This window comes from Gordonia amarae NBRC 15530 (genome assembly GCF_000241345.1).
Taxonomy (GTDB): Bacteria; Actinomycetota; Actinomycetes; order Mycobacteriales; family Mycobacteriaceae; genus Gordonia; species Gordonia amarae.
The window spans coordinates 33,521-46,821 of sequence record NZ_BAED01000028.1; the positions used below are offsets into that span (position 1 = coordinate 33,521).

Annotated in this window: 6 protein-coding genes and 1 pseudogene; all 7 read left to right on the plus strand. The window is 65.3% G+C overall.

All coding sequences use genetic code 11. The features are described 5' to 3' along the window. Nucleotides 1–128: 128 nt before the first annotated feature. The 7 genes and pseudogenes from GOAMR_RS08480 (at nt 129) to GOAMR_RS08505 (ending at nt 13,299) form a co-directional block, all read left to right on the plus strand. On the plus strand, nt 129–4,349 hold the full coding sequence (locus tag GOAMR_RS08480) for a beta strand repeat-containing protein (protein WP_005185609.1): 4,221 nt from the start codon (nt 129–131) through the stop codon (nt 4,347–4,349). 490 nt (nt 4,350–4,839) lie between these two features. Beyond that, a pseudogene (locus GOAMR_RS25800) lies at nt 4,840–4,932 on the plus strand (ATP-binding protein); the annotation flags it as partial. Nucleotides 4,933–5,322: 390 nt separating this feature from the next. Beyond that, nucleotides 5,323–9,021: a nitrate reductase subunit alpha gene (locus GOAMR_RS08485; protein ID WP_005185610.1), complete on the plus strand. Its 3,699-nt coding sequence runs from the start codon at nt 5,323–5,325 to the stop codon at nt 9,019–9,021. Beyond that, nucleotides 9,021–10,685 (plus strand): nitrate reductase subunit beta, encoded by a 1,665-nt coding sequence (narH, locus tag GOAMR_RS08490; RefSeq protein WP_005185611.1) that lies wholly within the window; start codon nt 9,021–9,023, stop codon nt 10,683–10,685. Before GOAMR_RS08485 ends, narH begins: the two co-directional genes overlap by 1 nt. After that, the gene (narJ, locus tag GOAMR_RS08495) at nt 10,682–11,341 is read left to right on the plus strand and encodes a nitrate reductase molybdenum cofactor assembly chaperone (protein WP_005185612.1); all 660 of its coding nucleotides are present in this window, start codon (nt 10,682–10,684) and stop codon (nt 11,339–11,341) included. Before narH ends, narJ begins: the two co-directional genes overlap by 4 nt. 3 nt (nt 11,342–11,344) lie before the next feature. After that, a complete protein-coding gene (gene narI, locus GOAMR_RS08500) occupies nt 11,345–12,094 on the plus strand; it encodes a respiratory nitrate reductase subunit gamma (RefSeq protein WP_005185613.1) in 750 nt (249 codons plus the stop codon). Then, nucleotides 12,091–13,299: an MFS transporter gene (locus GOAMR_RS08505; protein WP_005185615.1), complete on the plus strand. Its 1,209-nt coding sequence runs from the start codon at nt 12,091–12,093 to the stop codon at nt 13,297–13,299. Before narI ends, GOAMR_RS08505 begins: the two co-directional genes overlap by 4 nt. The last annotated feature ends 2 nt before the right edge of the window (nt 13,300–13,301 follow it).

A 13,301-nucleotide genomic window follows, 5' to 3' on the forward strand; every position in this document is an offset into this window, starting at 1 on the left:
CCGGCGACCAGCAACAATGCCTGACTGAGTAGTGATTGCACGGAAGTAGGTAGTCGAGTGAGGTACCGGGCGCACTCCCGGAACGACGATCGTTGACGTGTTCGGTTGTCCAAAGCCTGGAGTGTCCCATGCGTATCTCGCACAAGAATCGTGCCCGCCTGATCGCCGCAGCCGCCGGCGTCAGCCTGTTCCTCAATCCCGGCCAGGCCGCCGCGGACGACGACACCGGCTCGGGTACGGGCTCCGGCGCGTCGTCCCATTCGGACTCCAGTGGCGGCACGAACACGTCGGGCGGGAATTCCGCGTCAGGGGATTCCCAGTCGACGAGTTCGCCTGGTGACTCGAACCCGGCAGGCAACTCCGGCACCACAGGCGGTGCGGGCGGGTCTGATGTCACAGGCGGCCCGGACTCCACAGGCGGCACCGACAACACCGCATCCGACGCCGGGCCCTCCGATGACACCGACTCCGGCAGCGGCTCAAGCCCGGACAGCACCGGCACCTCAGGTAACACCACACCGGCCGACACCGACACCACCCCGTCAGACACCACACCCGCCGACGCCGTTCCGTCCGGCAACGAAACAGCAGGCACCACAAGACCACCCACCGAAACCGACCACACCGAACCGCCGGCACCCGCCGACACCACAGTCACCCCCGACACCACCAACACATGGACCGAACCGACCAACACCCCGACCGCACCCACCACCACGGGCGACACCACCCCGACGACTTCCACTGCGGAGAGCACCAGCCCGGACGCCACCGGCACAGCCGACACCGACACCACACCACCCATCGGTGACGCCGAGACACCGGGCGACAACTCCGGTCCCTCCGAACCCGATCCGACCACACTGCGCCCCCTCGGCTTCACCGCCCCGGCCTTCGCCGAGGAACCCGAAACCACCGGTGAACCCGAAACCTTCAGCAACGCGGTCTTCTTCGCCCCACCACCGGCGACCACACCGCCGGCAGCACCGGCCCCTGCCACCCCGCTGACCACCCTGCTCACCTTCTTCGGCATCCCCCCTGTCGGCGGCCCAACCGCCCCCACAGCCCTCACCACCCCCGCACCCTGGACCCTGCTCTGGTGGATCCAGCGCACCCAATCCCTCCTCAACAACCAAACCCCCACCGCCACCTCGGTTCTCGACCCTGTGACCGACGGCTACACTATCAGCCTCACCACTGACGATGCCGATGGCGATCCTGTGGCCACCACCGTGTACCACCAACCCACCCACGGTACGGTAGTCAAGAACAGCGACGGCGCCTTCACCTACACCCGCGACCAGAACAGCAGTGCGGCAGACCAATTCACCATCAAAGTCTCAGACAACGGCCCCCACCTGCATGGTCTGGCCACAGTTATCGGCCTGTTCACCGGCCACGATCCGCACTCGACGTACGTCACCGTCAATATCCCCGAGGGCACTGCCGCACCCGCCAACAGCGCACCGGTGATCGACGCGATCGACTACAGCCCTCAGGGCAGTGATGGCGTCATCACCGGAACCACCACCGCGACAGACCACGACGGCGACACCGTCACGTATACCTACACGTGGGACACCACCAAGGGTGCCATCGACTACGACACCGGCACCGGTGCCTTCACTTTCACCCCCACGTACACGGCCCGGCATGCCGCGGCGTCTGACAACGCCACCCCCGGCGACAAAGCCCTCACCGTCACGGTCAACGCATCAGACGGAACCCTCAGCGACACCGAGAACTTCACCCTCGACATCCTCGCGGCGAACGAATCCGTCGCGAGCAACGCACCGACGTCGCCACTGGGCACCATCGACCGCGATATGAATGCCGCAACCTACGGCAACACCACAGGGTCACTGTCCGGTATCGCCACCGACGCCGACAACGACACCCTCGCCTACTCGGTGACCACGCAAGGGGCGAACGGAACCGTCACCATCGTCGGCGACAGCTTCACCTACACCCCTGACAGCGCCAACCGGGCCTTCACCGACACGTTCACCGTCACCGTCGACGACGGGCACGGCAGCACCACCGACGTCACCATCACCGTCGACACCGTGCCCATGTACTACCACCACATCGACCCCACCAACCAGTTCTGGGATCCGTCGGACGCGGGCTTCCTCACCACGATCCCCGCCATCGTCAACCCCACCGGAGTTGTCGACTACCACGTCGACGAGACGGGCAACATCATCGTCAACAACACCGGTTCCGACCCGATCATGCTGTGGTCCATCACCAATGACGAGGTCACCGCCCTCAATGCCGGAGGACCCGCCACGTTCGAGGCGCTCGTCATCGCATCGGGTTCGTCCGCGACGATTCCGCCGCGCGCCGGCAGCACCCCGTTCATTTGGGACCAGATCATCCTTCTGCAGGCTCCCCGAGGAGCTGAACCCATTTTGCTCGGCCAGATCGTCCTCAATGACGGGACTATCCTCTCCGACGACGGTATCCCGCAAACCCCGGTGGAGGTGACTGTCACCCCCGGAAGCAACGGTGCGGTCAACGGAGTGGTGAACGGGCACCAGGCCGGAACCACCTATTCGGTGCAGGGCGGCACACCCACCGGCGGCGGCTACCTCACTCCTGACGGCGGAACCGTCGTCTTCGATAATTCATCGGGAACCTTCGTGTTCACTCCGGAAGGCGAAGACCAGTATTGGGCGGGCGGAGGTGGCCCTACCACCCAGGCGTTCGTCATCCTCGCCGACGACGGCGTGAACCCGCCCCGAGCCATCGCCGTCACCGTACCAATCGACCCGATCGACCTGGTCGTCATCGACATGACAGGCCTGAACTCAACGGATTCACCGCGCTATTCCTACGGCGTATCCGACACCTCGGGCACCCCGATATTGACTGTTGTGGACCGGACCACTGCGCAAAGCCACGCCATCGCACTGCCGTCCGGGCATGACAACACTTCGACGGTCACCTTCAGTGCGGACGGTGGTTACGCCCACATCACCAACTCGGGCGGTTCGACGGTCAGCGTCATCGACCTGACCACGAACCAGGTCATCGGCACCTACATCGTCACCGACAACGGCGACGGCACCAAGTCCCTGGCGTGGACCGGCGGCACCCCCTCCGGTTTTGTGATGGCAAGCTTCGTCGATAACGGCCCGATCACCGGAGCCGATTTCAGCATTGGAGCCGAGGGCGATCAGGCGATCATCGTGGCCACCCAAACGGACGGTACTTACACCGTGTACCTTGCTGATTCGCGGACCGGTGACCGAACTGCCCTGTCAACCGCCAATCCCCAGAACGGAACCGGAACGCCCACGGTCACCTTTATCGGCAGCACCGGGATCGCGCTGCTCGCCGATGGAACAACGGTCACCTCCATCTCCGTCACCGACTTCGCTGTTCTCCAGCAAACCGTTGTCGGTGGCGATCTGGCGTTCGACTGGGTTGTGAATCCGAACAGTCAGTTCGCCTACGGCGTCACTGCCGACCCAACCAGCCCGGTGACGTCCGTTACCGTCGTTGAGCTCACCACCGGAACCATCACGGAGATCGCGGTTCCACCGACCTCGGCGTACGCCATCGACGCCAACGGTTCTGCGCTGTACACCTATGTACTCGACCCGTTCACGTTCTCCACGCAGGTCACCCGGACCCCGTTCGGCGATGCGGGGAATGCAATCAGCGTCACCGTGCCCGGTGCGGTTGCTGGCAACGTTCCCGAACTGTCGTGGTCGTCCTTCGATGATGCCGGGAACTACTACCTGACCACTGTCGATGTGAGCGTCGTCGCGGGCGTTCCCACTCTCGGTGCCGTCAAGGTTCACGTCTTCGATCAGGCGATGAACGAGATCGACACGATCGTCACCGACGTACCGTCCGGCCAGGTGGCAGCTATGACCTCTGTTGCCGACGGCACCGTCTACCTCATGGTCGCGGATCCCGGCAGCGCCCAGAACACGTACACGATCCACCGTGTAAGTGCCGATGGGTCGGTTGACGACCTCGCCGACGGTGTCGGCTGGGTGACCGCCGATCAGCAGCACATGTTTGTGCTCCGGACCAACGACGGCTCAGGATACAACACATTCAGCGTTCTCGACCTGACCACGGACACACAATCCGCACCGATCAGCGTCAGTACGAGTTACGACGGAGAGTTCCGGGTTTTCGAAGGCAAGTACCTCGCGATCGCCTATCACGCCGGCAGCAATGTGTACGTCCACATCCTCGATGTCGACGGGAACGCGACAGATTTCGTGATCGGCGCCGACGACTTCGAGGGCCTCATCTATCTCGACGATCAGTTCTCCGTGATCACCTCCGGCGGCGGCTACACCCAGGCCACACTGATCCGGGCATAGTCCGACACCCTGGCAGTCACCTGAGCAACCCGTGCTCGCAGGTCGCAACGCCGATCCTGCGGGCGCGGGTTGTCCGGCCGTCCCGGACTGGACCGGCAGGATCATCGGAACGGTCACGGTCGTTAAGGCCGCCTGCCGGCGCACGGACCTGTTGGACCCGGCCAGGTGGCGGTCTACGTCCAGGCCCTGGCTATTGACGGTGCAGTCACACAACGATGGCAGTCCGTTCTCGATCGTGTCGGTACTGAAATCGGCCTCACAATCACGTCAAAATCGCTGTCACGGTTGGTATTTCGCCTGAAGCGCCCGAGTCCTCGTCAACCACAGGTAGTTTGGCTGATTCGGGAAGGGATATTGGACACCGAAATGGCGGGATCGACCCAAACACTTCGCGACGTTTGGCGTGGCGTGACACCCGTCGTCGCCAGCACCTGGAAAGCAATCTCCGACAAGCGGTAGTAATCACTCGTATGGCGACCGCATGGCCCGCGTGGTTGATCTCGTGGTCGTCACAACGGGCACGACCGCCTATAGGCGCCCAGACGGGATCGCCGTGGTGCCACTCGCACTCCTCGGCCCATGACCCGAGGATGGATCACTCGCTCAGCTCAGAAGGCATCGCCAACCCACACACATGCTGCAGGATCTGGATTCCGGAGCTGACAGCGTCGATCTCGTCCCGATCGCGGACAGAGGAGACGCGACCCCTCAATTGTGTCGGGAACGAAATACACCTCACAGACGCGTCTAAATAGATGTGAAATACGAGTCTTCCCTACCAATTTTCTGGGCAACGCTCGAGATTTCGCCGATCCATAGGGTGAAAGGTAGGACCAATTCGGGACTTTTGCCACTGTGCCTGACGCGTGCAGGCAGAGACTACTGGCATGCAGTTCACCGCAACCACTCTCACGAGGCCGAACCCGGATAACGGTGTCCGACAAACGGTAGTAATCGCTCGTAGGGTGAGCCCATGGCCCGCTCATCTGATGTTCAGGGGAAGGCCGCGACGGCACTCCTCGACCTCGGCCGGTTCTTCACGCGCTGGGACGAATCCGACGACGCACGCGCCGTGTTCCGCGAAGGCGGCCGCGCCGGTGACGTGTTCTACCGCGACCGGTGGAGCCACGACAAGATCGTCCGGTCCACGCACGGCGTCAACTGCACCGGCTCGTGTTCGTGGAAGGTGTACGTCAAGGACGGCATCATCACCTGGGAGACCCAGGAAACCGACTACCCGTCGGTGGGCCCGGACCGGCCCGAATACGAGCCGCGCGGCTGCCCGCGCGGTGCGGCGTTCTCCTGGTACACCTACTCACCCACCCGTGTCCGGTACCCGTACGCCCGTGGCGTTCTCGTGGAGATGTTCCGCGAAGCCAAAGCGCGACTGGGTGATTCGGTACTCGCCTGGGCCGATGTCGTCGGCGATCCGTTGCGCAGGCGCGCCTACCAGCAGGCCCGCGGCAAGGGTGGCCTGGTACGGGTGAGCTGGGAGGAGGCGATCGACATCGCCGCCGCCGCGCACGTGCACACCATCAAGACCTATGGCCCCGATCGCTGTTCCGGATTCTCCCCCATTCCCGCGATGTCGATGGTGTCCCATTGTGTGGGAACCCGATTCATCCAGCTCATCGGCGGGGTCATGACCTCGTTCTACGACTGGTATGCCGACCTGCCCGTGGCCAGCCCGCAGGTGTTCGGCGATCAGACCGACGTCCCCGAGTCCGGCGACTGGTGGGATGCCACGTATCTGATGATGTGGGGGTCCAACGTTCCGGTCACCCGCACCCCGGACGCGCACTGGATGGCCGAGGTCCGCTACCGCGGCACCAAGGTGGTCACCGTCAGCCCGGACTATGCCGACAACACCAAGTTCGCCGACGAATGGCTGCCCGCCCAGGCAGGGACCGACGCCGCCCTCGCGATGGCGATGGGGCACGTGATCCTCAAGGAATTCTTCGTCGACGCCCGCACCGAGTTCTTCGACAAGTATGTGCGCACCTACACCGATCTGCCGTTCCTGATCCACCTCGACGAACACGACTCCGGTTATGTGCCTGGCAAATTCGTGACCGTCGACGACCTGGGCGAGGAGGGTGACGACGCCGCGTGGCGGACGGTGCTGCTCGACGAGGCCACCGGCGAGACCGTGATCCCCAACGGCTCCATGGGTTTCCGCTATTCCGACGACGGCAACGGCAAGTGGAACCTCGATCTCGAAGGGGTGACGCCGGCGCTCACGCTGTACGAGCGGGACGGTGCCGAACGTGTTCCGGTGTCGTTCGCCGCCTTCGACACCCCAGACGGCAGCGGCGTGGTCACCTCCCGCGGGGTGCCCGCCGTCCGCGTCGGCGGACGGCTGGTCACCACCGTCTTCGACCTGATGCTTGCCCAGTACGGCGTCGCCCGCGACGGCCTGCCCGGGCGGTGGCCCACCGGCTACGACGACGCGAACGCGCCCTACACCCCGGCCTGGCAGGCGGAGATCACCAGCGTCCCCGCCGAGGCCGCTATCCGGGTGGCCCGCGAGTTCGCACAGAACGCCGTCGACTCCGACGGCCGGTCGATGATCATCATGGGCGCCGGCATCTGCCAGTGGTTCCACGGCGACGCCACCTATCGCGCCATCCTCACCCTGTTGCTCCTCACCGGCTGCATGGGCCGCAACGGCGGCGGCTGGGCCCACTATGTGGGGCAGGAGAAGTGCCGGCCCATCACCGGCTGGATCTCGCTGGCCAACGCGCTGGACTGGTCGCGGCCACCGCGCACCATGACCGGTACGTCGTACTGGTACATGCACACCGGGCAGTGGCGCAACGACGGCTACTCCACCGCCTCGCTCGCCTCTCCCTTGGCGACGGGTGCGCTCGGCGACCGGCACACCGCCGACGCGATCGCCCAGTCGGCACGGCTGGGCTGGATGCCGTTCTACCCGCAGTTCAGCAGCAACCCCCTCGACGTCGCCGACGAGGCCACCGCAGCCGTCGACACCGGTGCCGCCGACAACCCGGCCGCCTATGTCGCCTCCCGGCTGCAGGACGGGACGCTGACGCCCGCAATCAGTGACGTCGACGCCCCGGAGAACTGGCCGCGCACCCTGGTGCTGTGGCGGTCCAATCTGCTCGGCTCGTCGGCCAAGGGCAACGAGTATTTCCTGCGGACGCTGCTCGGTACCCACCACAACGTGCTCGGGACCGAGAACCCGAACGCCCCGCGGCCCACCGACGTGGCCTGGCACGAGTATCCGCCCGAGGGCAAGCTCGATCTGCTGCTGTCGGCGGATTTCCGGATGACCTCGACCACTCTGCTCTCGGATGTGGTGCTGCCCGCGGCCACCTGGTATGAGAAGCACGACCTGTCGTCGACCGATATGCACCCGTATGTGCACGCCTTCTCCCCCGCCATCGACCCGCCGTGGGAGGCGAAGTCCGACTTCGACCTGTTCCACAAACTGGCGCAGCGCCTTTCGGAGCTGTCCGGCAAGCATCTGGGGGTGCGTAAGGACCTGGTGAGCGTGCCGGTGCAGCACGACACCCCCGGCGAGATGGCGCAGCCACACGGCCGGGTCCTGGACTGGCAGGGCGGTGCCCACCCGGTGCGGCCCGGCAAGAACGCCCCGAACTTCGTGGTGGCCGAACGTGATTACACCGCGATCGCCGACAAGCTGGCCGCCGTCGGGCCGCTCGCCGACAAACTCGGTTTCACCGTCAAGAACGTCACCTTCGACCTCAAAGAGCAGACCGAGAAGCTCGCCAAGGCGAACGGGGTGATGCTCGGCGGCGCCGCCGACGGCCGGCCCGCCATCGACACCGACGCCAAACTCGCCGAGGCGATCCTGACGCTGTCGGGCACCACCAACGGCGAACTCGCCGTGCAGGGTTTTCGCACCCTGCAGAAACGTGTCGGATTCCTGCTCGAGGACCTCGCGCGCGGATCGGAGGAGAAGCGGATCACCTTCGCCGACACCCAGCGCGCGCCGGTACCCGTCATCACCTCCCCCGAATGGTCCGGGTCGGAGACCGGCGGACGACGCTACGCCCCGTTCACGGTGAACATCGAACGGCTCAAACCCTTTCACACCCTCACCGGCCGCATGCATTTCTACCTCGATCACGACTGGATGATCGACGTCGGCGAATCGCTGCCCACCTACCGCCCGCCCCTGGACATGCACAAGCTGTTCGCCGAACCCACACTGGGACCGGATGGGGCACAACAGATCACGGTCCGCTACCTGACCCCGCACTCCAAATGGTCGATCCATTCGGAATATCAGGACAACCTGTTCATGCTGTCGCTCTCCCGGGGCGGCCCCACCGCGTGGATGAGTCCGGACGACGCCGCCGCCATCGACGTCGCCGACAACGACTGGATCGAATGCACCAACGCCAACGGGGTGCTGGTGTGCCGGGCCGTGGTCAGCCACCGGATGCCCCAAGGCGTTGTGTACGTGCATCACGCACAGGAACGCACCATCGACGTGCCCAAGTCCGAGGCCACCGGCAGGCGTGGCGGCATCCACAATTCGGTGACCCGGCTGCTGGTCAAACCCACCCACCTCATCGGCGGTTACGCCCAGCTCTCGTACGCGTTCAACTATCTCGGACCCACCGGCAATCAGCGCGACATGGTGTCGACAATCCGCAAACGCAACCAGGAGGTGACCTACTGATGCGCGTCATGGCTCAGGTCGGGATGGTGATGAATCTCGACAAATGCATCGGCTGCCACACCTGCTCGGTCACCTGCAAACAGGCGTGGACCAACCGCGCGGGCACCGAGTACGTGTGGTTCAACAATGTGGAAACCCGCCCCGGCCAGGGCTATCCACGCCGCTACGAGAATCAGGAGAAGTGGCGCGGCGGTTGGAAACTCAACCGGCGCGGCAAGCTGCGGCTGCGCACCGGCGGACGATTGCAGAAGCTGCTGACCCTGTTCGCCAGCCCGGTACAGCCCACCATCGACGACTACTACGAGCCGTGGACCTACGACTACCAGACACTCGTGGAGGCACCGCTCGGGGACGATTTCCCCGTCGCCCGGCCCAAGTCGCTGCTCACCGGCGAGGACATGAAGGTCTCGTGGTCGGCCAACTGGGACGACAACCTGGGCGGCACAAGCGAACTCGGCCACCTCGACCCGATCGTCGCCAAGCTCCGCAAGGAGTCCGAGGAGGCGATCAAGTTCAGCTTCGAGCAGACGTTCATGTTCTACCTGCCGCGCATCTGCGAACACTGCCTCAACCCGTCGTGCATGGCATCGTGCCCGTCGGGAGCGATCTACAAGCGCAGCGAGGACGGCATCGTGCTGGTCGATCAGGACCAGTGCCGCGGCTGGCGCCAGTGCATCACCGGCTGCCCGTACAAGAAGATCTACTTCAACCACAAGTCGGGGAAAGCCGAGAAATGCACCCTCTGCTATCCGCGGGTGGAGGCCGGGCTGCCGACGGTGTGTTCGGAGACCTGCGTCGGCCGGCTGCGCTACCTCGGGGTGTTCCTCTACGATGCCGACGCGGTGACGGCCGCGGCGTCGACACCCGACGAGAAGGACCTGTACCAGGCACAACTCGACCTGCTGCTCGACCCCGACGACCCGAAGGTCGCCGCCGCCGCGCGGGAGAACGGCATCAGCGACGACTGGCTGGCGGCCGCCCGCAAATCACCGGTGTACGCGCTGGCCAAGAAGTACAAGGTGGCGCTGCCGCTGCATCCGGAATACCGCACCATGCCGATGGTCTGGTACATCCCGCCGCTGTCCCCGATCGTCGACCTGCTCGCCGATCAGGGCCACGACGCCGAATCACACACCAACCTGTTCGGCGCCATCGACGCGCTGCGGATCCCGGTCGAGTATCTGGCCGAACTGTTCACCGCCGGTGACACCGCCGTCGTCGACGGGGTGCTGCGCAAGCTGGCGGCGATGCGGTCGTACATGCGTGATGTGACCCTAGGCCGCGAGACCCGGCCCGAGATCCCGGCCGCGGTCGGGATGACCGAGGAGCAGGTGTACGAGATGTACCGGCTGCTCGCCATCGCCAAATACCAGGACCGCTACGTGATTCCGACCGCGCACAGCGAACAGGCAGGCGGTCTCGACGAGGCGGCGTGTTCGCTCGACTTCGACGGCGGACCGGGCATGTTCGACTCGGGGATCTTCGGGGAAGCCAGCGGGCGTCCGGCCCCGGTATCGGTGGAAACCTTCCACGCGCTGAAACAGCGGCAGACCAGCGACTCGGCCGCCGGGAAATCCGCGCTCGCCGGTCGCACCAACCTTCTCAACTGGGACGGCAACGGAGTACCGGCCGGATTGTTCCCCGACAAGGAGTCACGGTCATGAGAATCCCTGTGCTGCAACGGAAACCCGCGGCCACCGACTGGCGGGTGGTGCACCAGGTCGCGTCGTGGTGCCTGAGCTACCCTGACGACCAGCTCCTGGAACTGCTGCCGACGCTGCGCGCCGCCCTCGACGAACAGCCCGACAGCGAGCCGGTGGCCCTGCTGGCCGGTGTCGTCGACACACTGCTCACCACGTCGCCCGACGATCTGCGCCACAGCTACGTCGACGTGTTCGACCTGTCCCGCAAACACACCCTGTACCTGACGTACTGGACCGACGGCGACACCCGGCGGCGAGGTGAGGCACTGGCCGCGGTCAAACAGCTCTACCGTGACAGCGGATTCGTCACCGATCTGCGCGGCGAACTGCCCGACCACCTGCCGATCGTCCTGGAGTTCTGCGCCCGCGCCGACCCGGAAGGCGGTGTCGCCTTTCTCGGCCGATACCGCACCGCGCTCGAGCAGATCGGGCGGGCCCTGCGCGAGCGGGGCAGCGGGTACGCCGACGTCCTCACCGCCCTCACGCTGACCCTGCCGGAGGCGCCGGACACGTTCGCGCCCGCGCCGGCGCAGATTCCGGTCGAGACGGTGGGCCTGGAACCCTACGACCCCCGCCTGCTGCCGCTGAACCCGGTGGCCGGACCGGCCCGGAGGTAACCGATGGATATCGTTCTGTGGGGTGTGATCCCCTATGTGACCTTGCTTCTCGTGATCGGTGGCACCATCTGGCGGTACCGTTACGACAAATTCGGCTGGACCACACGCTCGTCCGAGCTCTACGAGTCTCGGCTGCTGCGTATCGCCTCACCACTGTTCCACTACGGCATCCTCGTGGTGATCGCCGGCCACGCCATCGGCCTGGTGATCCCCGAATCGTGGACCGAATTCTTCGGCATCTCCGAGGACCTCTACCACTGGACGGCCGCCATCTCGGGCCTCATCGCCGCCGCCGCGACCGTGGTGGGTTGCGCGCTGCTCATCTACCGGCGCAGACGCACCGGGCCTGTGTTCATGGCCACCACCCGCAACGACAAACTCATGTACGTCGTACTCGTCTCCGCGTTGCTGGCAGGCACGTTCATCACCCTCGTCGGCGCCGTCGACCCGCACGGCGAGGGCGTCAACTACCGGGAGACCGTCGCCCCCTGGTTCCGGTCGATCTTCTACCTGCACCCCGATATCGACGCGATGTCCGAGGCCCCGTTGCGCTTTCACGTGCACGTACTGATCGGGATGGCGCTGTTCTGCCTTGTCCCGTTCACCCGTCTCATCCACATCTTCACCGCGCCACTGCATTACCTGTTCCGGCCCTACATCGTCTACCGCAGCCGCGACCGGATGCCCGCCCCGGGCGCTCGGCCGGCACGACGTGGTTGGGCTCCCGTCGGAGTGAAGGATCGCGACCAGTGACCACGCAAACGCCCGCCCCGGTAATCACCGCCCGCGCCCAGGCCACCAACCTGGCCCTGGCCACACTCGCATTCGCCATCAGCTTCTGGGCGTGGAACCTGGTGGGACCCTTGGCCATCAGATACGCCGCCGACCTCGACCTGTCCGCGGGCCAGAAGTCGATACTCGTCGCGATTCCGGTGCTCGTCGGATCGCTCGGCCGCATCATCACCGGCGCGCTCACCGACCGCTACGGCGGCCGCACCATGTTTCCGGCACTGTTGCTGCTGACGGTGCCGTTTGTGTTGCTCATCGCCGTCGCCGGCGAACTCGACAGCTATGCGATGCTCCTGGTGATCGGATTCTTCCTCGGCGTAGGCGGCACCACCTTCGCCGTCGGTATCCCGTTCGTCAACGCCTGGTACGACCCGGCCCGACGCGGTTTCGCCACCGGTGTTTTCGGCGCCGGCATGGGCGGTACCGCACTGTCGGCATTCTTCACGCCCCGATTCGTCGACTGGTTCGGGTACTTCGCCACCCACGTGATCATCGCTGTCGCCCTGGTGGTGGTCGCCGTGATCTGCCGGATGTTCATGCACGACTCACCGCGGTGGTCACCCAATCATGACCCGGTGATCCCCAAGCTGACCGGCGCCGCCAAACTGCCCATCACCTGGGAGATGGGATTCCTGTACGCGGCAGCGTTCGGTGGGTTCGTCGCCTTCTCCACCTACCTGCCCACCTACCTCAACGATGTGTACGCCATCGACGCGCAGGGTGCGGGTACCCGCACCGCCGGATTCGCGATCGCCGCGGTGATCGCCCGGCCCTGCGGTGGAGTGCTGGCCGACAAGTTCGGGCCGCGCCTGATCACCTTCATCTCCTGCGCGGGCGCCGCGATACTGGCCATCTGGATGCTCACCGAACCACCACTGGAAATCCCCGCCGGCATCAACTTTGTGCTGATGGCACTGTTCATGGGCCTCGGATCAGGGTCAGTGTTCACCTGGGTCGCCCAGGTTGCGCCCGCCGCACGAGTCGGATCGGTCACTGGAATCGTCGGTGCCGCAGGCGGACTCGGCGGCTTCTTCCCACCGATAGTCATGGGCGCCACTTACGACGCCGACGCCCACAGCTACACCGTCGGCCTGGCCCTGCTCAGTGCGTTCGCGGTGGCCGCCGCCCTGATCACGGCCTTCGTCATACGTAAACAAGACCGCACCTGACG

Coding starts and splice junctions, on each gene's coding strand:
- GOAMR_RS08485 (WP_005185610.1), top strand. CDS start 5,323: ATGGCCCGCTCATCTGATGTTCAGGGGAAGGCCGCGACGGCACTCCTC.
- narH (WP_005185611.1), top strand. CDS start 9,021: ATGCGCGTCATGGCTCAGGTCGGGATGGTGATGAATCTCGACAAATGC.
- GOAMR_RS08480 (WP_005185609.1), top strand. CDS start 129: ATGCGTATCTCGCACAAGAATCGTGCCCGCCTGATCGCCGCAGCCGCC.
- narI (WP_005185613.1), top strand. CDS start 11,345: ATGGATATCGTTCTGTGGGGTGTGATCCCCTATGTGACCTTGCTTCTC.
- narJ (WP_005185612.1), top strand. CDS start 10,682: ATGAGAATCCCTGTGCTGCAACGGAAACCCGCGGCCACCGACTGGCGG.